A 20364-nucleotide genomic window follows, 5' to 3' on the forward strand; every position below is an offset into this window, starting at 1 on the left:
GTTTTGTATAGGGTGAATTTAGGTGTAAGTGGATAAAAGTATTGAAAAGAGTATTGAAGGTTTGAAATATTGAAAAAATATTGTACATTTGCACCCTCTTAAAAATTAGAGATTTAAGTACAAATTAAAAACAAGTAATAATTTAGTATGCCAACTATTCAACAATTAGTTCGTAAAGGAAGAGCCAAAATAACTAAGAAGAGTAAATCGGCTGCTTTACAAGCATGTCCACAAAGACGTGGAGTTTGTACGCGTGTGTATACCACTACACCTAAGAAACCTAACTCAGCGATGCGTAAGGTTGCAAGGGTACGTTTAACAAATGGTAATGAAATCAACGCGTATATTCCAGGTGAGGGGCACAACTTGCAAGAGCACTCGATAGTATTAGTTAGAGGTGGAAGGGTAAAAGATTTACCAGGTGTTAAATATCACGTGGTACGTGGAGCATTAGATACTGCAGGAGTTGAGGGTAGAACCCAACGTAGATCTAAGTACGGTGCAAAACGCCCAAAAGACAAAAAGTAAAAATTAATTAGTAACTTTTTTAATGTAAAGACATGAGGAAAAGAAGAGCTAAAAAAAGAGTTTTGTTACCGGATCCAAGATTCAATGATCAATTAGTTACACGTTTTGTGAATAACTTAATGTGGGACGGTAAAAAATCTGTAGCATTCAAAGTGTTTTACGATGCAATGGATATCGTAAATGAAAAAAAGACTGACGAAGAAAAGTCAGCTTTAGAAGTGTGGAAAGATGGTTTATCTAACGTGATGCCTCACGTAGAAGTTCGTTCTCGCCGTGTTGGTGGTGCAACTTTCCAAATTCCAATGCAAATTCGTCCAGACCGTAAGGTTTCTATGGCGATTAAATGGATGATTTCTTATGCGCGTAAGCGTAATGAAAAAACAATGGCGCAACGTTTAGCTGCTGAAATTTTAGCTGCTGCTAAAGAAGAAGGTGCTGCTGTTAAGAAAAGAGTTGATACTCATAAGATGGCTGAAGCAAACAAAGCATTCTCACACTTTAGATTTTAATAAGAAATGGCAAGAGATTTAAAATATACAAGAAATATTGGTATTGCTGCTCATATTGATGCTGGTAAAACAACAACAACTGAGCGTATCCTTTTCTATACGGGAGTGTCTCATAAAATTGGAGAAGTTCATGATGGAGCTTCTACAATGGACTGGATGGAGCAAGAAGCTGAAAGAGGTATTACTATTACTTCTGCAGCTACAACTTGTACATGGCAATTCCCAACAGAAAATGGACAGCCTACTGCTGATGCTAAAGGATACCATTTTAATATTATTGATACTCCAGGTCACGTTGACTTTACTGTAGAGGTAAACCGTTCATTACGTGTATTAGATGGATTAGTGTTCTTATTCTCTGCAGTAGACGGAGTTGAGCCACAATCTGAAACTAACTGGCGTTTAGCTGATAACTATAAAGTGCCTCGTATCGGTTTCGTTAACAAAATGGACCGTCAAGGAGCTAACTTTTTAGCAGTATGTCAGCAAGTAAAAGACATGTTAAAGTCTAACGCAGTGCCAATCGTATTAAACATTGGTGATGAAGCAGATTTTAAAGGTATTGTTGATTTAGTTAAAAACCGTGCTATTGTATGGCATGATGATAACTACGGATCAACTTTCGATGTTGTAGATATTCCAGAAGAATTAAAAGAAGAAGCTCGTGAGTTACGTGGTAAGTTAATCGAAGAGGTTGCTGCTTATGACGAAAACTTATTAGAGAAGTACATGGAGGATGAAGATTCAATTACAGAAGAAGAAGTGCACGCTGCATTAAGAGCTGCTGTAATGGATATGTCTATTATTCCTATGGTTTGTGGTTCTTCATTCAAAAATAAAGGTGTTCAGTTCTTATTAGATGCTGTATGTCGTTATTTACCATCTCCAGTTGATAGAGAAAATATCATTGGTACTAATCCTGATTCAGGTGAAGAAGAAACTCGTAAGCCAGATGCAAAAGCGCCATTTTCAGCTTTAGCATTTAAAATTGCTACCGATCCTTTCGTTGGTCGTTTAGCATTCTTCCGTGCATATTCTGGTCACTTAGATGCAGGTTCTTACGTGTTAAATAACCGTTCAGGTAAAAAAGAACGTATATCACGTATATACCAAATGCACTCTAACAAGCAAAATGCTATCGACTTTATCGAAGCGGGAGATATTGGAGCTGCTGTAGGGTTTAAAGATATTAAAACAGGGGATACGTTATCTGACGAAAAACACCCAATTGTTTTAGAATCTATGGATTTCCCAGATCCTGTAATCGGTATCGCTGTTGAGCCTAAAACTAAGGCTGATGTAGATAAGTTAGGTATGTCTTTAGCAAAATTAGCTGAAGAAGACCCAACATTTACTGTAAAAACAGATGAGGCTTCAGGTCAAACTGTAATTTCAGGAATGGGTGAGTTACACTTAGATATTATTGTAGACCGTTTAAAGCGTGAGTTTAAGGTTGAAGTAAATCAAGGACAACCACAAGTAGAGTACAAAGAAGCTATTACTGCTGTTGCTGAACACAGAGAAGTTTATAAGAAACAATCTGGTGGACGTGGTAAGTTTGCTGATATCGTATTTAAAATGGAGCCAGCTGAAGAAGGTAAGCAAGGTTTAGAGTTCGAATCTATCATTAAAGGTGGTAACGTTCCTAAAGAATTTGTTCCTTCTGTAGAAAAAGGATTCAAAGAAGCAATGAAGAATGGTCCTTTAGCAGGATACGAAATGGATGCAATGAAAGTTACATTAGTTGACGGTTCATTCCACCCTGTAGATTCTGATCAATTATCATTCGAATTAGCTGCTAAAATGGGTTACAAAGCTGCTGCAAAAGCTGCAAGAGCTGTAATCATGGAGCCAATGATGAAATTAGAAGTGTTAACTCCAGAAGAAAACATGGGTGACATCGTTGGAGATTTAAATAGAAGACGTGGACAAGTTAACGATATGAGCGACCGTGCTGGATCTAAAGTAGTAAAAGCAATCGTTCCATTATCTGAAATGTTTGGATATGTAACTTCATTAAGAACATTATCTTCAGGTAGAGCAACTTCTACTATGGAATTCTCTCACTACGCAGAAACTCCAAGTAATATTGCAGAAGAAGTAATCGCTAACGCTAAAGGTTAATTAAGATGAGTCAAAAAATTAGAATAAAGTTAAAATCTTACGATTATAATTTAGTAGACAAGTCTGCTGAAAAAATCGTAAAGACAGTAAAGAGTACTGGTGCTGTAGTAAACGGACCAATTCCTTTACCAACAAATAAAAAGATTTTTACAGTATTACGTTCACCACACGTAAACAAAAAATCTAGAGAGCAATTTCAATTATCTGCTTACAAAAGATTATTAGACATCTATAGTTCATCATCAAAAACTATTGATGCTTTAATGAAACTTGAGTTACCAAGTGGAGTTGAAGTTGAGATCAAAGTATAAGTAAATCAATAACTTTCGGTTTAATTTTGTTAAGCCGAAAGTTTTTTATACTTTTGCACACCGAAATTTACGTTTCGGCGTGTAAAAATTTCTGTAAAGTATGCAGAAATAACATGTCCTGAGGGTTTCGCGAAGGAAAAATGGTAAAAACAAATTCAGAGTGAAGGCGTTTTTCGCTCTTTTTTTTTGAAAAACTCAAAGGAAAAAACAGAAACTTTTGTTTCAAATAATCATTTATTAATAGACGCGCTGGATAAAATTAGATCTATTCGTCTTAAAATTAACAAATATGTCTGGGTTAATAGGAAGAAAAATTGGAATGACCAGCTTATTCGATGAGAACGGGAAGAATATTCCTTGTACTGTAATCGAAGCAGGTCCTTGCGTTGTTACCCAAGTCAGAACCGAAGAGGTTGACGGCTATAACGCTTTGCAACTTGGTTTCGATGACAAAAAAGCAAAAAGCTCTAATAAAGCTTTAGATGGTCACTTTAAAAAAGCTGGTACATCTGCTAAAAAGAAAGTTGTTGAGTTCCAAGAGTTTGATGGAGAGTACAAATTAGGAGACTCTATTACTGTTGAATTATTTACTGAAGGAGAATTCGTTGATGTATCAGGGATTTCTAAAGGTAAAGGTTTTCAAGGTGTTGTTAAACGTCATGGTTTTGGCGGAGTTGGACAAGCAACTCACGGTCAACATAACCGTTTAAGAGCTCCTGGTTCAATTGGTGCAGCATCATACCCTGCAAGAGTATTCAAAGGAATGCGTATGGCAGGTCGTATGGGTGGAGACAAAGTAAAAGTTCAAAATTTAAGAGTGTTAAAAGTGGTTGCTGATAAGAATCTTATCGTAGTAAAAGGAGCTATTCCTGGTCACAAAAACTCTTATGTAACTATCGAGAAATAATGAAAGTAGCAGTATTAGATATTACAGGAAAAGATACTGGTAGAAAAGTTGAACTTTCTAACGAAGTATTTGGAATTGAGCCAAACGATCACGCAATTTATTTAGATGTAAAGCAGTATTTGGCTAATCAGAGACAAGGTACTCACAAATCGAAAGAAAGAGCTGAGATTGCTGGTAGTACAAGAAAGATTAAAAAACAAAAAGGAACAGGTACAGCTCGTGCAGGTAGTATCAAGTCTCCAGTTTTTAGAGGTGGTGGGCGTATTTTCGGTCCAAGACCAAGAAATTACTCTTTCAAATTAAATAAAAACTTAAAGCGTTTAGCACGTAAGTCTGCTTTAAGTATTCAAGCAAAAGAAAACAATTTAGTTGTTGTTGAAGATTTCAATTTTGAAACTCCAAAAACTAAAGAGTTTATCAATGTATTAAAAGCTTTAGAATTAGACACTAAAAAGTCTTTATTCGTATTAGGTGAAGCAAGTAAAAATGTTTACTTATCATCTCGTAACTTAAAAAGTTCTAAAGTAGTAGATGCTTCAGGGGTTAACACATATAGCGTTTTAAATGCTAACACTGTAGTTATTGCTGAAAGCTCTTTAGAAGGAATTGAGTCTAATTTAAGTAAATAGGGAAGAAAATGAGCATTTTAATTAAACCTATTATTACAGAAAAAGCTACAAATGATAGCGAGTTAAATAACCGTTATGCATTTGTTGTAAACAAGAAAGCTAACAAATTAGAAATCAAAGGAGCTGTAGAAGCTGCTTATGGTGTAGCGATAGAGTCTGTAAAAACTATGAATTATCCAGCATTAAGAAAAACTAAATACACTAAAAAAGGTTTAGTTACTGGATTAACAAGTGGATACAAGAAAGCAATCGTTCAGTTAGCTGAAGGAGAAACTATTGATTTTTATAACAATCTTTAAGAAAAGACAGAATGTCAGTTAGAAAATTAAAACCAATAACACCAGGTCAGCGTTTTAGAGTTGTAAATGGGTTCGACACCATTACTACTGATAAGCCGGAGAAATCTTTATTAGCTCCGAAAAAACGATCTGGAGGTCGAAACAATCAGGGTAGAATGACTACACGTAACATCGGTGGAGGTCATAAACAAAAATACCGTATTATCGATTTTAAAAGAGATAAGCAAGGTGTTCCTGCAACAGTAAAAACTATCGAGTACGATCCAAACCGTACTGCATTTATTGCATTAGTTAGTTATGCTGATGGTGAAAAACGTTATGTAATTGCACAAAACGGATTAAAAGTAGGTCAAACAATCGTATCAGGAAAAGAAGCTACGCCAGAAGTTGGTAACGCTATGTTCTTAAGCGATATTCCATTAGGTACTACAATTTCTTGTATCGAGTTACACCCAGGGCAAGGAGCTGTTATGGCTCGTTCAGCTGGTTCATTTGCTCAATTAATGGCAAGAGATGGTAAGTATGCAACAGTAAAGTTACCTTCAGGTGAAACAAGATTAATCTTATTAACCTGTATGGCAACTATCGGAGTTGTGTCTAACTCTGACCACCAATTATTAGTATCTGGTAAAGCAGGTAGAAGTAGATGGTTAGGTAGAAGACCAAGAACGAATGCTGTTCGTATGAACCCAGTTGATCACCCAATGGGTGGTGGTGAAGGACGTTCTTCTGGAGGACATCCAAGATCTAGAAACGGTATCCCAGCTAAAGGATTCAAGACAAGATCTAAGACCAAAGCTAGTAATAAGTATATTATAGAACGTAGAAAGAAATAATAAACCATGGCAAGATCATTAAAAAAAGGACCTTACGTTCACTATAAGTTAGAGAAAAAAGTGTTAGCTAACGTAGAAGCAGGAAGTAAGTCAGTTATCAAAACTTGGTCAAGAGCAAGTATGATTACTCCAGATTTCGTTGGGCAAACAATTGCTGTACACAATGGTAAGCAGTTTGTACCAGTTTACGTTACTGAGAACATGGTAGGTCATAAATTAGGCGAATTTTCACCAACACGTTCTTTTAGAGGGCACGCTGGTGCAAAAAATAAAGGTAAAAAATAGTAGGAAATTATGGGAAGTCGTAAACATAACATGGCAACACAGTTAAAAGAAGCTAGAAAGTCTAGAGCTTTCGCTAAATTAACTAATTGTCCTACATCACCAAGAAAAATGCGCTTGGTAGCAGATTTAGTAAGAGGAGTAGAAGCTGAAAAAGCATTACAAATCTTAAAATTCAGTTCAAAAGAAGCATCTCGTAACTTAGAAAAGTTATTATTATCAGCAATTGCTAACTGGCAAGCTAAAAATGAAGATGTAAGTATTGAAGATGCTGGATTATATGTAAAATCAATTTGTGTTGATAGCGCAGGTATGTTAAAAAGGTTAAGACCAGCTCCACAAGGGCGTGCACACAGAATTCGTAAGCGTTCTAACCACGTAACTTTAGAGTTAGGAACTAAAAATAACAGTAATTAATCAAAGTAGAAATGGGACAAAAGACAAATCCAATAGGAAATCGTTTAGGAATTATCAGAGGATGGGAATCTAACTGGTATGGTGGAAATGACTACGGAGATAAGATTGCTGAAGATGATAAAATCAGAAAGTATATCAACGCTCGTTTATCAAAAGCAAGTGTTTCTCGTATTATTATTGAGCGTACTTTAAAACTTGTAACCGTTACTATCACTACTGCACGTCCAGGTATCATTATTGGTAAAGGAGGTCAAGAGGTAGACAAGTTAAAAGAAGAGCTTAAGAAAATTACTGGAAAAGAAGTTCAAATTAACATTTTCGAAATTAAGCGTCCAGAATTAGATGCAAACTTAGTTGCAGCTAGTATCGCACGTCAAATCGAAAACAGAATTTCTTACAAGCGAGCTACAAAGATGGCGATTGCTGCTGCAATGAGAATGAATGCAGAAGGAATTAAAGTGCAATTATCAGGTCGTTTAAACGGAGCTGAAATGGCACGTTCTGAGCATTACAAAGAAGGAAGAATTCCTCTTTCTACCTTCAGAGCAGACATCGATTATGCACTTGTTGAAGCACATACTACATACGGAAGAATTGGTGTGAAAGTATGGATTATGAAAGGTGAGGTTTATGGAAAACGTGAATTATCTCCGTTAGTAGGTTTATCTAAACAAAAAGGTAATTCTAATAACAAAGGTGGTGGTAAACGTCAACCTCGCAGAAGAAAATAATTTTTAAAAGAAATTAAAAATGTTACAGCCAAAAAGAGTAAAATACCGTAAGGTACAGAAGGCGAAAGGAAATATGAAAGGTAACTCTGGTAGAGGTACTGAACTTTCTAACGGAATGTTTGGTATTAAATCTTTAGACCAGAACTTACTTACCTCTCGTCAAATTGAGGCAGCTCGTATTGCGGCAACTCGTTATATGAAAAGAGAGGGGCAACTTTGGATTAAAATTTTCCCAGACAAACCTATCACTAAGAAACCATTAGAGGTACGTATGGGTAAAGGTAAAGGTGCACCTGATCATTTTGTAGCTGTTGTAAAACCAGGTAGAATTTTGTTTGAAGTTGGTGGAGTACCAATGGAAGTAGCAAAAGAAGCTTTACGTTTAGCAGCACAAAAACTTCCTGTAAAAACGAAGTTTGTAATAGCAAGAGATTTTGATTATAACGCTTAATTCTATTTAGATCATGAAACAATCAGAAATTAAAGAATTATCAACAGCTGACTTACAAGACAAGCTAGGGGCGTTGAAGAAAAATTATACTGATCTTAAGATGGCTCACGCCATAACTCCATTGGAAAACCCATTAGAGTTACGTAGCTTAAGAAAAACTGTGGCAAGAATTGCTACAGAGTTAACTAAAAGAGAATTACAATAATTCTAGTCAGTTTTAAAGATGGAAAAAAGAAATCTTAGAAAAGAGAGAATCGGTGTAGTATCTAGCAACAAAATGGAGAAATCTATCGTAGTTAGCGAGGTAAAAAGAGTAAAGCACCCAATGTACGGAAAGTTCGTATTAAAAACGAAGAAGTACGTTGCACATGACGAGAATAACGATTGCAACGAAGGTGATACTGTAAGGATCATGGAAACAAGACCTATGAGTAAATCTAAGCGTTGGAGATTAGTAGAAATCCTAGAAAGAGCTAAATAATATGTTACAGACAGAATCAAGATTAAAAGTCGCAGATAACACTGGAGCAAAAGAAGTTTTAGTGATTAGAGTTTTAGGAGGAACAAAAAAGCGTTACGCTAGTGTTGGAGATAAAATTGTAGTAACTGTAAAGTCTGCAACTCCAAACGGAACTGTAAAAAAAGGTCAAGTATCTCGTGCAGTTGTTGTTCGTACTAAGAAGGAAGTTAGACGTAAAGACGGATCATATATCAGATTTGATGACAATGCTTGTGTATTATTAAATCCTGCAGAGGAAATGAGAGGTACACGTGTATTCGGTCCTGTGGCTCGTGAATTACGTGAGAAACAATTTATGAAAATAGTATCATTAGCACCTGAGGTGTTATAAAATCAGATTTTAAAATGAAAAAATTTAAAATTAAATCAGGAGATACTGTTAAAGTTATAGCAGGAGATCACAAAGGATCTGAAGGTAAAGTTTTACAAATCATCAAAGATAAGGATAGAGTTGTAGTAGAAGGTGTAAACATGGTGTCTAAGCACACAAAACCTTCAGCAGCGAATCCACAAGGAGGAATTGTAAAAAAAGAAGCTCCTTTACACATATCAAACGTTGCTTTAGTTGAAAACGGTGAAGCAGTAAGAGTTGGATATAAAGTAGAAGGAGATAAGAAAGTAAGAGTTTCAAAAAAATCAGATAAAGCAATATAACCATGAGTTACGTACCAAGATTAAAAGAAGAGTACAAGAGCAGAGTTATCAAAGCTCTTACTGATGAATTTGGTTATAGCAATGTAATGCAAGTACCTAAATTACAAAAAATCGTTGTAAGTAAAGGTGTTGGTGCAGCTATAGCAGATAAGAAATTAATAGAATACGCTATTGACGAGTTAACTACAATTACAGGTCAAAAAGCAGTATCTACAATCTCTAAGAAAGACGTTGCAAACTTCAAATTACGTAAAGGAATGCCAATTGGTGCAAAAGTTACGTTAAGAGGAGATAAAATGTACGAATTTTTAGATAGATTAGTTACCGCTTCTTTACCACGTGTAAGAGACTTTAACGGAATCAAAGCTAACGGTTTTGATGGTAGAGGTAATTACAACTTAGGTATTACTGAACAAATCATCTATCCAGAGATTAATATTGATCAAGTGAAGAAAATTAGTGGTATGGATATTACATTCGTAACATCTGCAAACACTGATAAGGAAGCTAAATCATTATTAGGAGAATTAGGATTACCATTTAAAAAGAATTAATAAGATGGCTAAAGAATCAATGAAAGCGCGTGAGCGCAAAAGAGCTAAAATGGTTGCTAAGTACGCTGAAAAGAGAAAAGCTTTAAAAGAAGCTGGAGACTACGAAGCATTACAAAAGTTACCAAAAAACGCATCACCAATTAGAATGCACAACCGTTGTAAACTAACTGGACGTCCAAAAGGATACATGCGTCAGTTCGGAATTTCACGTGTTACTTTCCGTGAAATGGCTAACCAAGGATTAATTCCAGGAGTAACTAAGGCAAGCTGGTAACAGCTCTTAATTATAAAATAAAAGGTGTATAACAATTAAGTTATACGCCTTTTTGTGTTTAATCAAACCACTATTTTTATTCAATTTTTATGTTAAAAATAGGAGTATGTTTTATAGTAAATCTGTTGAAAAATCTGCAATAAATTGGGATTCAAAATGATAATTATTAAAATGGTTTGATTTTTAAAAAGTTTATGTATATTTGCACACTGTTTTCAAAGGGTAAATTACGCCTTGTAAGTAAATATTTTAACAGATATAATGCTTGCGAGTTTTGCCTAAGAAAACGAAATAAATAAATATTAACTGGTTTCAGGTTTAGTATCAGTGTTTTACAAGATAAAACACCATTGCTAAAAACCAAAACCGCAATTTAATTAACTATGTATACAGATCCAATCGCGGATTTTCTTACTCGTGTGAGAAATGCTATTGCAGCTAACCACAGAGTAGTTGAAGTTCCTGCTTCAAAATTGAAGAAGGAAATGACGAAAATTTTGTTCGATCAAGGTTACATTTTAAGTTATCAGTTCAATGACGATAAAGTACAAGGAACTATTAAGATAGCTTTAAAATACGATCGTGATACGAAAGAATCAGTAATCAGAAAGATTCAAAGAATTTCAACACCAGGTTTACGTAAGTACGTTGGCGCTAAAGAAATGCCAAGAGTATTAAACGGATTAGGTATTGCTATTGTTTCTACATCTAAAGGTGTAATGACAAACAAACAAGCAAGACAAGAAAACGTTGGTGGAGAGGTATTATGTTACGTATACTAAAAAACATTTTGTAAGATGAGTAGAATAGGAAAAAATCCAATCGCATTGCCACAAGGTGTTGAAGTAAAAGTAGACGGAAACGTGGTAACAGTAAAAGGTAAATTAGGAGAGTTAACTCAAGAGTTATCTTCTGGTATTACTGTAAAGTTAGAAGATGGTACAATCACTTTAGAAAGACCATCAGATAGTAAAGATCATAGAGCTGCACATGGTTTATACCGTGCTTTAATCAATAACATGGTTGAAGGTGTAAGCAATGGATTTACTAAAGAATTAGAGTTAGTAGGTGTTGGATATAGAGCATCTAACCAAGGTCAAAAATTAGATTTAGCCTTAGGTTTCTCTCATAACATTATTTTAGATTTAGCTCCAGAAGTTAAGGTTGAAACAGTATCTGAAAAAGGTAAAAACCCAATCGTAAAATTAACTTCACATGACAAGCAATTAGTTGGTCAAGTTGCAGCAAAAATTCGTTCTTTCCGTAAGCCAGAGCCTTACAAAGGAAAAGGAATTAAGTTTGTAGGAGAAGTATTAAGAAGAAAAGCAGGTAAATCTGCATAATAAATTAAGAGAAATTATTATGGCATTATCAAAGCTTGAAAGAAGACAACGAATTAAGTATAGAATTAGAAAAATCGTTACTGGTACAGCTGCTAAACCAAGATTATCAGTATTTAGAAGTAACAAAGAAATCTATGCTCAGTTAATTGATGACGTTGCTGGTGTAACATTAGCATCTGCATCTTCAAGAGATAAAGAAATTACATCTGGTTCTAAAGCAGAAGCAGCAACAGCAGTAGGAAAGGCTATCGCTGAGAAAGCTGTAAAAGCTGGTGTTGATACTGTTGCTTTTGATCGTAACGGGTATTTATACCACGGTAGAGTTAAAGTATTAGCAGACGCTGCAAGAGAAGCTGGTTTAAAATTTTAAGAAATTATATTATGTTAGGATATAAAAACGTAGAAAGAGTAAAACCAAGCGGATTAGAGCTTGTAGATAAATTAGTAGGAGTACAACGTGTTACTAAAGTAACTAAAGGAGGTAGAGCATTTGGTTTCTCTGCTATCGTAGTAGTTGGTGATGGTAACGGTGTTGTAGGTCACGGATTAGGAAAGTCTAAAGATGTGTCTTCTGCAATTGCAAAAGCAGTAGAAGATGCTAAGAAAAACTTAGTGCGTATCCCTATTTTAGATGGAACTTTACCTCACGAACAAAAAGGTAAATTTGGTGGAGCAAAAGTATTCATCAAGCCAGCTTCACACGGTACCGGAGTTATTGCCGGGGGTGCTGTACGTTTAGTATTAGAAGCTGTAGGTATAAAAGACGTATTATCTAAGTCTCAAGGATCATCAAACCCTCACAACGCAGTAAAAGCAACTTTTGATGCTTTATTACAGTTACGTAGCGCAGCAACTATTGCTAAGCAAAGAGGTATTTCTTTAGAGAAAGTTTTTAACGGTTAAAATTTAAGACGATGAGTAAAATTAGAGTTACACAAGTAAAAAGTCAAATCGGTCGCCTTAAAAATCAAAAAAGAACGTTAGAGGCGTTAGGTTTACGTAAAATGAACCAAACTGTAGAGCATGATGCAACAGCTACAATTTTGGGTATGGTAAATAAAGTTTCACACTTAGTTTCTGTTGAAGAAATTAAATAAGACAATAAAAGATGAGTTTACACAACTTAAAACCAGCAGCTGGAGCTACTAAGAACAAAGGGAAGCGTGTAGGACGTGGAGAAGGTTCTGGTAAAGCTACTACTGCAGGAAGAGGACACAAAGGAGCTAAATCTCGTTCTGGTTATTCTCGTAAGGTAGGATTTGAAGGAGGACAAATGCCACTTCAAAGACGTGTGCCTAAATTTGGTTTCACTAACATTAACCGTAAAGAGTATGTTGGTGTGAATTTAGACAAATTACAATCATTAGTAGATAACGGAAAGATAACAGATACAGTTAATTTAGATGTTTTAGTTGAAAACAGATTAGCTCGTAAAAACGACTTAGTAAAAATATTAGGTGGTGGAGAGTTAAAGGCTAAATTAAATATAACTGTACATAAGTTTACAGCATCAGCAAAAGCAGCTATCGAAGCAGCAGGAGGTGAAGCAGTAACTTTATAATAATTGTAAATGATGAATTTTATAAATACTTTAAAAGACATTTGGAAGATTGAAGAGTTAAAAGAAAAATTACTTTTAACTTTAGGTTTAATTGCTGTATACCGTTTTATGGCGGCTGTTCCGTTACCAGGAATAGACCCTACACAGTTATCAGCGTTAAAAGACAGTACTGACAGTGGACTTTTAGGTTTATTAAACGCATTTACAGGTGGGGCATTTGCTAGAGCGTCAGTAATGGCACTTGGTATAATGCCTTATATTTCTGCATCGATTGTAGTTCAATTAATGGGTATCGCGGTACCATATTTACAAAAACTACAAAAAGATGGAGAAAGTGGACGTAAGAAGATTACGCAAATTACAAGATGGCTTACTATTGCTATTACATTGTTTCAAGCACCTACGTATATTGGAGTTATCCAAAATCAAATGGGGTTACCGCCTGAAGCATTCTTAGTAACAGGAGCAACATTTTGGGTATCATCTATTATTCTTTTAAGTGCAGGAACAATTTTTGCAATGTGGTTAGGAGAGCGTATTACTGATAAAGGAGTTGGTAACGGTATTTCGTTATTAATTACTGTAGGTATTATCGCAAACTTTCCAGCTGCATTCATGCAAGAGTTAATTTCTAAGCAAACTGCTGGAGCAGGAGGAATTATGATGATTTTAATCGAATTAATAGTTTGGTTTGTAGTAATCTTGTTAACCGTATTATTAGTTACAGCGGTACGTAAAGTAGCAGTTCAATACGCACGTCGTACAGCAGTTACAAACATTAAAGATGTTGACGGTGCACGTCAGTACATTCCATTAAAATTGAATGCTGCTGGGGTAATGCCAATTATCTTTGCACAAGCTATCATGTTTTTACCAATAGCATTAGGGCAAAAATATCCAGCATTTAATAGTTTAACTGATATTAACGGATTATGGTACAACGTTATATTTGCTTTATTAATTATTGTCTTTAGTTACTTTTATACGGCTATTACAATTCCAACGAATAAAATGGCGGAGGACTTAAAGAGAAGTAATGGTTTTGTTCCAGGGTACAAACCAGGTGAAGAAACAGCTAGCTTTTTAGATTCAGTATTGTCTAAAATTACATTACCAGGATCAATTTTCTTAGCGGCTTTATCTATTTTACCAGCAATCATTGTAAAGTTTGGGGTAACTCAAAACTGGGCAATGTTTTACGGTGGAACTTCATTAATCATTATGGTAGGAGTTGCAATAGACACTATTCAGCAAATTAACTCGTATTTATTAAACAGTCGTTACGATGGTTTAATGAAAACAGGTAACAGTAACAGAAAATCATTAAAATAGTATGGCTAAACAATCAGCAATTCAACAAGATGGAACAATTACAGAAGCATTATCAAATGCGATGTTCCGTGTAGAATTAGAGAACGGACATATTGTTACGGCTCACATTTCAGGAAAAATGCGTATGCATTATATTAAACTTTTACCAGGAGATAAGGTAAAGTTAGAAATGAGCCCATATGATTTATCAAAGGCAAGAATTACTTACAGATATTAAAAACACACACTGATGAAAGTAAGAGCATCATTAAAGAAAAGAAGTGCCGACTGCAAAATTGTACGCAGAAAAGGCAGATTATATGTAATAAACAAAAAGAATCCTAGATTTAAACAAAGACAAGGGTAGTTATGGCAAGAATCGCAGGTATTGATATTCCAAAGAATAAAAGAGGTGTTATCGCTTTAACTTACATCTTTGGTATAGGAAAAAGCAGAGCTAAAGAGGTTTTAGCTGCTGCTAACATAGATGAAAGTATCAAAGTTCAAGATTGGACTGATGATCAAATTGCAGCAATTCGTGAGCAAGTAGGAACTTACACTATTGAAGGTGAGTTACGTTCTGAAGTTCAATTAAGCATTAAACGTTTAATGGACATCGGATGTCAAAGAGGTATTCGTCACAGACTTGGTTTACCATTAAGAGGACAAAGAACGAAGAATAACTCTCGTACAAGAAAAGGTAAGAGAAAAACTGTAGCTAACAAGAAAAAATAATCATTGATTATTTTTTACTAATAGTAAAGAATTATGGCAAAGTCTAAAGTAACAAAAAAACGTAAAGTTGTAATTGAATCAGTTGGTGAAGCTCACGTAACTGCATCGTTCAACAATATTATTATTTCTTTAACAAACAAAAAAGGTGATGTAATTTCTTGGTCATCTGCAGGTAAAATGGGCTTCAGAGGTTCTAAAAAGAACACTCCTTACGCAGCTCAATTAGCAGCAGAAGATTGTGCAGAAGTTGCAAAAGAAGCTGGTTTACGTAAAGTAAAAGTGTATGTTAAAGGACCAGGTAACGGTAGAGAATCTGCTATCAGATCTATCCACAATGCTGGTATCGAAGTAACTGAAATCATCGATGTTACTCCAATTCCACACAACGGATGTCGTCCACCTAAAAGACGTAGAGTATAAGTTGAAGTAATTCAACTTATACTTTATTTAGTGCACTTTTGTGCACAAGTAAAAAGTATTTTAACAACAGTAGGATTAAAAGATTATCGAAGGAGTACGCCTTAATTCATAATCCCTACTAAATTAATTAGAAATGGCAAGATATACAGGACCAAAAACTAAGATTGCTCGTAAGTTTGGCGAAGCAATTTTCGGAGACGATAAGAACTTCGAAAAAAGAAATTACCCTCCAGGACAACACGGTGCCGCTAAGCGTAGAGGTAAAAAATCGGAATATGCTATCCAATTAATGGAGAAGCAAAAAGCTAAATATACTTATGGTATTTTAGAGCGTCAATTCCGTAACATATTTAAGAAAGCACAAGCATCAGGAGGAATTACTGGTGAGGTGTTATTACAATTATGTGAATCTCGTTTAGACAACGTTGTTTTCCGTTTAGGGATCGCTAAATCTCGTAGTGCTGCTCGTCAGTTAGTATCTCATCGTCACATTACTGTTAATGGTGATATCGTTAACGTTCCTTCTTACAGATTAAAAGCAGGAGATGTAGTTGCAGTAAGAGAAAAATCTAAATCATTAGAAGCTATCGAAAATGCATTAGCTGCTAATAGCGCTGTTTACGAGTGGTTAACTTGGAATGCTGATTTAAAATCAGGAACTTTTGTAAAAGCTCCAGAAAGATTACAAATTCCAGAGAACATTAAAGAGCAATTAATCGTAGAATTATACTCTAAGTAATAAATTAATTATATTGGTATTTAGCCAAAGGGTTTATTCGTATTTCTTCAAACTTATAAACCGCGCAACTAAATAACAATCAAAACGAAGAAAACAAATTAATATGGCAATTTTAAATTTTCAAAAACCTGATAAGGTAATCATGATTGAGTCTACTGATTTTTCAGGAAGATTCGAATTTAGACCTCTTGAACCAGGTTTTGGATTAACAGTTGGTAATGCTTTAAGAAGAGTATTATTATCTTCATTAGAAGGATTCGCAATTACATCATTACGTATTGATGGTGTAGATCACGAATTTTCAACAATCTCAGGTGTTGTAGAAGACGTTACTGAAATTATCTTAAACTTAAAACAAGTTCGTTTTAAGAAACAGATTGAAGAATCTGACAGAGAAACAGTATCTATCGCAATATCAGGACAAGAGCAATTAACAGCTGGAGATTTACAAAAATTTATCTCAGGTTTTCAAGTATTAAACCCAGAGTTAGTACTTTGTAACATGGATAAATCAGTAAAATTCAATGCTGAAATTACCATTGAAAAAGGTAGAGGTTTCGTACCAGCAGAAGAAAACAAAAGAGCTGGTGCTCCTTTAGGAACAATTTTTACAGATTCTATTTACACTCCAATTAAGAATGTAAAATATGCTGTTGAAAATTTCCGTGTAGAGCAAAAGACCGATTACGAAAAATTAGTTTTCGATATCGATACTGACGGTTCTATCAATCCAAAGGATGCCTTAACTGAAGCAGCTAAGATTTTAATTCACCACTTTATGTTATTCTCTGATGAGCGTATCACTTTAGAGGCTGATGAAATCGCACAAACTGAAACATATGATGAAGAATCATTACACATGCGTCAGTTATTAAAGACGAAATTAGTTGATATGGATTTATCAGTCCGTGCTTTAAACTGTTTAAAAGCTGCAGAAGTAGATACTCTAGGAGACTTAGTATCATTTAACAAGAGCGATTTAATGAAGTTCAGAAACTTTGGTAAAAAATCATTAACTGAATTAGATGAGTTAGTGGCTAACAAAGGTTTAAATTTCGGAATGGATTTAAGCAAATACAAATTAGATAAAGATTAACCTTTCATATTTTGCTCCCCTAACGGGTTGTAGCAAGATGAGAGCTAAAACCAAATGTCATGAGACACGGAAAGAAATTTAATCATTTAGGTAGAAAAACAGCGCACAGAAAAGCGATGTTATCTAACATGGCTTGTTCTTTAATCGAGCACAAGCGAATCAATACTACAGAAGCTAAAGCTAAAGCTTTACGTAAGTTTGTTGAACCTTTAATTACAAAATCTAAAGAAGATACAACTCACAACCGTAGAACAGTATTTAGTTACTTACGTAGTAAAGAAGCTGTTACAGAATTATTCAAAGAAATTTCTGTAAAAGTAGGAGACAGACCAGGAGGATATGTACGTATTATCAAATTAGGAAACCGTCAAGGAGATAACGCTCCAATGGCAATGGTAGAATTAGTTGATTACAACGAGTTATACAATCCAAAAGGAGACAAAGCTAAAAAGAGTACTCGTCGTAGCCGTCGTGGTGGAGCGAAGAAAGTTGAAGCTGCTGTTGAAACTCAAACTTCTCAAGAAGAAGAATAAGAATGAAACACCATTCAAATCATATCAAAGGGATAAACATTTAAGGTTTATCCCTTTTTTTATATATTTTTGCACACGAATTACACAACACACTAAACACACTAAATGAAATATCAAACACGTAAAAAAGCATTAGTTCTATTAGCAGACGGAACTATTTTCTACGGAAAATCTGTCGGAATTGAAGGTACAGCTACTGGAGAAATTTGTTTTAATACTGGTATGACTGGATATCAAGAGATTTTTACCGATCCTTCTTATTTCGGTCAATTAATGGTAACAACCAATGCACACATTGGTAATTACGGGGTAAACAATGAAGAAGTAGAATCTGAAGGAATTAAAATTTCTGGATTAATTTGTCGTAACTTTAGTTTTACACACTCTCGTGTCGATTCTGATGGTAACTTATACGATTGGTTCGAAAAGCACAATTTAGTTGCAATTTCTGATGTAGATACACGTGCATTAGTTTCTTATATTAGAGACAACGGAGCAATGAACGCTATCATTTCTACAGAAGTAGATAAAATAGATGAATTAAAGAAGCAATTAGCTGAAACTCCAAATATGGAAGGGTTAGAGTTGGCTTCAAAAGTATCAACGAAAGAACCTTACTTTGTTGGAGATGAAAATGCTCCGATTAAAATATCAGCATTAGATATTGGTATCAAGAAGAACATTTTAAGAAACTTAGTTAAGCGTGGAGCTTACGTAAAAGTATATCCTTACAATGCTAGTTTTGAGCAAATTAGCGATTTTAATCCTGACGGATATTTCATTTCTAATGGACCTGGAGATCCTGAACCGTTAGTTGATGCTCAAAATACTGCAAAACAAATTATTGAAAAAGATTTACCTTTATTCGGAATTTGTTTAGGACACCAAGTAATTGCTTTAGCAAATGGAATTTCTACTTACAAAATGCATAATGGACATAGAGGAATTAACCATCCAGTGAAAAATTTAGTAACAGGTAAAGGTGAAATAACTTCTCAAAACCACGGTTTTGCTATCAATAGAGAAGAAACAGAAGCGCATCCTGATGTTGAAATCACTCATGTACATTTGAATGACAACACAGTGGCAGGTATCAAAATGAAGTCTAAAAATGTTTTTTCTGTACAATACCACCCAGAAGCAAGTCCAGGACCTCATGATGCAGAATATTTATTTGACCAGTTTATTGAAAACATCAATAAAGTAAAAGCATAAAAAGAAATTAAATAAAACACAATAGATTCCCGTGAGTATATTTCACGGGATTCTACATTAAAAATAAACAACTATGAGTATGATAATCAACATTCACGCACGTCAAATTTTTGATTCAAGAGGTAATCCCACTGTTGAAGTAGATGTAACTACTGAAAACGGTGTTATAGGTAGAGCTGCAGTACCATCAGGAGCATCAACAGGAGAGCACGAAGCAGTTGAGTTACGTGACGGAGGAAATGATTATATGGGTAAAGGAGTATTAAAAGCGGTTGAAAACGTAAACACTGTAATTGCTCAGGAATTATTAGGAACATCTGTTTTTGAACAAAACATGATCGACCAAATGATGATTGATTTAGATGGAACTAAAAACAAATCAGTTTTAGGAGCCAATGCTATTTTAGGAGTTTCACTAGCAGTAGCAAAAGCAGCAGCTAACGAGTTAGGTTTACCATTGTACAGGTATATTGGTGGCGTTTCTGCAAATACCTTACCGGTGCCTATGATGAATATTATCAATGGAGGTTCGCATTCAGATGCTCCAATTGCATTTCAAGAGTTTATGGTTATGCCAGTAAAAGCTAAAAACTTTACTGAAGCTATGCAAATAGGTTCTGAAATCTTCCATAACTTAAAGAAAGTTTTACACGATCGTAATTTATCTACAGCAGTAGGAGATGAAGGTGGTTTTGCGCCAACGTTAGATGGAACAGAAGACGCTATTGAAACTATTGCTTTAGCAACTAAAAATGCAGGTTATAAATTCGGAGAAGAAGTTATGATTGCTTTAGATTGTGCTTCGGCTGAATTTTATGTAAACGGAAAATACGATTACACGAAGTTTGAAGGAGATAAAGGAGCTGTTAGAACTTCTGAAGAGCAAGCATCTTACTTAGCTGAATTATGTGAAAAATACCCTATTATTTCTATTGAGGATGGAATGGATGAAAATGATTGGGATGGATGGAAGTTATTAACTGAAAAGGTTGGTAATAAAGTTCAATTAGTGGGTGACGATTTATTTGTAACAAACGTAGAGCGTTTATCAAGAGGAATTGAAAATAACACTGCAAATTCAATTTTAATTAAGGTAAATCAAATAGGTACGTTAACTGAAACGATTGCTGCGGTGAATATGGCACACAATGCAGGATATACGTCGGTAATGAGTCACCGTTCAGGAGAAACAGAAGACAATACAATTGCAGATTTAGCAGTAGCATTAAACTGCGGACAAATTAAAACAGGTTCTGCTTCTCGTTCAGATCGTATGGCAAAATACAATCAGTTATTAAGAATTGAAGAGCAATTAGCAGATGTAGCGTATTATCCACAAGAAAAAGCATTCAAAGTAAAATAATTTATTTTATATATTGATTTTA

The 20364-nt window shown here is 34.9% G+C and carries 34 protein-coding genes; all 34 read left to right on the forward strand.

The annotated features are described in order from the left end of the window. Positions 1–147 precede the first annotated feature (147 nt). Entirely contained in the window at positions 148–528 is a 381-nt protein-coding gene (gene rpsL / locus ACKTST_RS03505; RefSeq protein ID WP_028890722.1) for a 30S ribosomal protein S12, read from the forward strand. 32 nt (positions 529–560) lie between these two features. Next, a complete protein-coding gene (gene rpsG / locus ACKTST_RS03510; protein WP_028890723.1) occupies positions 561–1037 on the forward strand; it encodes a 30S ribosomal protein S7 in 477 nt (158 codons plus the stop codon). Positions 1038–1043: 6 nt separating this feature from the next. After that, positions 1044–3161 carry an elongation factor G gene (gene fusA / locus ACKTST_RS03515; protein WP_408046415.1) on the forward strand — a complete coding sequence of 706 codons (2118 nt, stop codon included), beginning with the start codon at positions 1044–1046 and terminating at the stop codon, positions 3159–3161. 5 nt (positions 3162–3166) lie between these two features. Beyond that, positions 3167–3472: a 30S ribosomal protein S10 gene (gene rpsJ / locus ACKTST_RS03520; RefSeq protein WP_024740605.1), complete on the forward strand. Its 306-nt coding sequence runs from the start codon at positions 3167–3169 to the stop codon at positions 3470–3472. Positions 3473–3761: 289 nt separating this feature from the next. Beyond that, positions 3762–4379 (forward strand): 50S ribosomal protein L3, encoded by a 618-nt coding sequence (gene rplC / locus ACKTST_RS03525; RefSeq protein ID WP_298997725.1) that lies wholly within the window; start codon positions 3762–3764, stop codon positions 4377–4379. Then, on the forward strand, positions 4379–5008 hold the full coding sequence (gene rplD, locus ACKTST_RS03530) for a 50S ribosomal protein L4 (protein WP_408046416.1): 630 nt from the start codon (positions 4379–4381) through the stop codon (positions 5006–5008). The genes rplC and rplD overlap by 1 nt, the downstream gene beginning before the upstream one ends. Positions 5009–5016: 8 nt before the next feature. Then, positions 5017–5307, forward strand: a complete 291-nt coding sequence (rplW, locus tag ACKTST_RS03535; RefSeq protein WP_408046417.1) for a 50S ribosomal protein L23 — start codon at positions 5017–5019, stop codon at positions 5305–5307. An 11-nt stretch (positions 5308–5318) separates the two neighbouring features. Further along, positions 5319–6143: a 50S ribosomal protein L2 gene (rplB, locus tag ACKTST_RS03540; RefSeq protein ID WP_028890728.1), complete on the forward strand. Its 825-nt coding sequence runs from the start codon at positions 5319–5321 to the stop codon at positions 6141–6143. A 6-nt stretch (positions 6144–6149) separates the two neighbouring features. Next, positions 6150–6428: a 30S ribosomal protein S19 gene (gene rpsS / locus ACKTST_RS03545; protein ID WP_024740610.1), complete on the forward strand. Its 279-nt coding sequence runs from the start codon at positions 6150–6152 to the stop codon at positions 6426–6428. A gap of 9 nt (positions 6429–6437) precedes the next feature. Continuing rightward, positions 6438–6842, forward strand: coding sequence for a 50S ribosomal protein L22 (gene rplV / locus ACKTST_RS03550; protein WP_408046418.1), 405 nt, complete (start codon positions 6438–6440; stop codon positions 6840–6842). An 11-nt stretch (positions 6843–6853) separates the two neighbouring features. Continuing rightward, positions 6854–7573, forward strand: a complete 720-nt coding sequence (rpsC, locus tag ACKTST_RS03555) for a 30S ribosomal protein S3 (RefSeq protein WP_408046419.1) — start codon at positions 6854–6856, stop codon at positions 7571–7573. A 19-nt stretch (positions 7574–7592) separates the two neighbouring features. After that, positions 7593–8024 carry a 50S ribosomal protein L16 gene (rplP, locus tag ACKTST_RS03560; RefSeq protein ID WP_133534561.1) on the forward strand — a complete coding sequence of 144 codons (432 nt, stop codon included), beginning with the start codon at positions 7593–7595 and terminating at the stop codon, positions 8022–8024. A gap of 13 nt (positions 8025–8037) precedes the next feature. Then, positions 8038–8229, forward strand: a complete 192-nt coding sequence (gene rpmC / locus ACKTST_RS03565; protein ID WP_320417884.1) for a 50S ribosomal protein L29 — start codon at positions 8038–8040, stop codon at positions 8227–8229. A gap of 18 nt (positions 8230–8247) precedes the next feature. Then, positions 8248–8505 carry a 30S ribosomal protein S17 gene (gene rpsQ, locus ACKTST_RS03570; protein ID WP_028890734.1) on the forward strand — a complete coding sequence of 86 codons (258 nt, stop codon included), beginning with the start codon at positions 8248–8250 and terminating at the stop codon, positions 8503–8505. 1 nt (position 8506) lies between these two features. Next, positions 8507–8875, forward strand: a complete 369-nt coding sequence (gene rplN, locus ACKTST_RS03575) for a 50S ribosomal protein L14 (RefSeq protein WP_132793408.1) — start codon at positions 8507–8509, stop codon at positions 8873–8875. Between the two features lie 14 nt (positions 8876–8889). Beyond that, entirely contained in the window at positions 8890–9198 is a 309-nt protein-coding gene (rplX, locus tag ACKTST_RS03580; RefSeq protein ID WP_028890736.1) for a 50S ribosomal protein L24, read from the forward strand. A gap of 2 nt (positions 9199–9200) precedes the next feature. Then, entirely contained in the window at positions 9201–9752 is a 552-nt protein-coding gene (gene rplE / locus ACKTST_RS03585; protein WP_028890737.1) for a 50S ribosomal protein L5, read from the forward strand. A gap of 4 nt (positions 9753–9756) precedes the next feature. Next, on the forward strand, positions 9757–10026 hold the full coding sequence (gene rpsN / locus ACKTST_RS03590) for a 30S ribosomal protein S14 (RefSeq protein ID WP_408046420.1): 270 nt from the start codon (positions 9757–9759) through the stop codon (positions 10024–10026). A 383-nt stretch (positions 10027–10409) separates the two neighbouring features. Then, complete coding sequence (gene rpsH / locus ACKTST_RS03595; protein WP_408046421.1) at positions 10410–10808, forward strand: 30S ribosomal protein S8; 399 nt, start codon at positions 10410–10412, stop codon at positions 10806–10808. Positions 10809–10823: 15 nt separating this feature from the next. After that, entirely contained in the window at positions 10824–11369 is a 546-nt protein-coding gene (rplF, locus tag ACKTST_RS03600) for a 50S ribosomal protein L6 (protein ID WP_408046422.1), read from the forward strand. A 19-nt stretch (positions 11370–11388) separates the two neighbouring features. Further along, positions 11389–11739: a 50S ribosomal protein L18 gene (gene rplR / locus ACKTST_RS03605; RefSeq protein ID WP_408046423.1), complete on the forward strand. Its 351-nt coding sequence runs from the start codon at positions 11389–11391 to the stop codon at positions 11737–11739. 8 nt (positions 11740–11747) lie between these two features. Then, positions 11748–12272 (forward strand): 30S ribosomal protein S5, encoded by a 525-nt coding sequence (rpsE, locus tag ACKTST_RS03610; RefSeq protein ID WP_408046593.1) that lies wholly within the window; start codon positions 11748–11750, stop codon positions 12270–12272. Positions 12273–12283: 11 nt separating this feature from the next. Beyond that, the gene (rpmD, locus tag ACKTST_RS03615; RefSeq protein WP_028890743.1) at positions 12284–12466 is read left to right on the forward strand and encodes a 50S ribosomal protein L30; all 183 of its coding nucleotides are present in this window, start codon (positions 12284–12286) and stop codon (positions 12464–12466) included. A gap of 11 nt (positions 12467–12477) precedes the next feature. Next, complete coding sequence (gene rplO / locus ACKTST_RS03620; protein WP_408046424.1) at positions 12478–12930, forward strand: 50S ribosomal protein L15; 453 nt, start codon at positions 12478–12480, stop codon at positions 12928–12930. Positions 12931–12942: 12 nt separating this feature from the next. Continuing rightward, the gene (gene secY, locus ACKTST_RS03625) at positions 12943–14262 is read left to right on the forward strand and encodes a preprotein translocase subunit SecY (protein ID WP_408046594.1); all 1320 of its coding nucleotides are present in this window, start codon (positions 12943–12945) and stop codon (positions 14260–14262) included. A 1-nt stretch (position 14263) separates the two neighbouring features. Further along, a complete protein-coding gene (gene infA / locus ACKTST_RS03630; RefSeq protein WP_004568721.1) occupies positions 14264–14479 on the forward strand; it encodes a translation initiation factor IF-1 in 216 nt (71 codons plus the stop codon). Positions 14480–14491: 12 nt separating this feature from the next. After that, positions 14492–14608: a type B 50S ribosomal protein L36 gene (gene ykgO, locus ACKTST_RS03635; RefSeq protein WP_010181906.1), complete on the forward strand. Its 117-nt coding sequence runs from the start codon at positions 14492–14494 to the stop codon at positions 14606–14608. 2 nt (positions 14609–14610) lie between these two features. Next, on the forward strand, positions 14611–14976 hold the full coding sequence (rpsM, locus tag ACKTST_RS03640) for a 30S ribosomal protein S13 (protein WP_408046425.1): 366 nt from the start codon (positions 14611–14613) through the stop codon (positions 14974–14976). A 33-nt stretch (positions 14977–15009) separates the two neighbouring features. Beyond that, a complete protein-coding gene (gene rpsK / locus ACKTST_RS03645; RefSeq protein WP_133534553.1) occupies positions 15010–15396 on the forward strand; it encodes a 30S ribosomal protein S11 in 387 nt (128 codons plus the stop codon). A 133-nt stretch (positions 15397–15529) separates the two neighbouring features. After that, complete coding sequence (rpsD, locus tag ACKTST_RS03650; protein ID WP_408046426.1) at positions 15530–16135, forward strand: 30S ribosomal protein S4; 606 nt, start codon at positions 15530–15532, stop codon at positions 16133–16135. Between the two features lie 103 nt (positions 16136–16238). Then, positions 16239–17231: a DNA-directed RNA polymerase subunit alpha gene (locus ACKTST_RS03655; RefSeq protein WP_408046427.1), complete on the forward strand. Its 993-nt coding sequence runs from the start codon at positions 16239–16241 to the stop codon at positions 17229–17231. Positions 17232–17290: 59 nt separating this feature from the next. Next, on the forward strand, positions 17291–17764 hold the full coding sequence (gene rplQ, locus ACKTST_RS03660) for a 50S ribosomal protein L17 (protein ID WP_408046428.1): 474 nt from the start codon (positions 17291–17293) through the stop codon (positions 17762–17764). Between the two features lie 105 nt (positions 17765–17869). Next, a complete protein-coding gene (gene carA, locus ACKTST_RS03665; protein WP_408046429.1) occupies positions 17870–18979 on the forward strand; it encodes a glutamine-hydrolyzing carbamoyl-phosphate synthase small subunit in 1110 nt (369 codons plus the stop codon). 73 nt (positions 18980–19052) lie between these two features. Next, the gene (eno, locus tag ACKTST_RS03670) at positions 19053–20342 is read left to right on the forward strand and encodes a phosphopyruvate hydratase (protein WP_408046430.1); all 1290 of its coding nucleotides are present in this window, start codon (positions 19053–19055) and stop codon (positions 20340–20342) included. Positions 20343–20364: the final 22 nt, after the last annotated feature.

The sequence above is a fragment of the Tenacibaculum crassostreae genome (assembly GCF_964512405.1).
Classification (GTDB): domain Bacteria; phylum Bacteroidota; class Bacteroidia; order Flavobacteriales; family Flavobacteriaceae; genus Polaribacter; species Polaribacter crassostreae.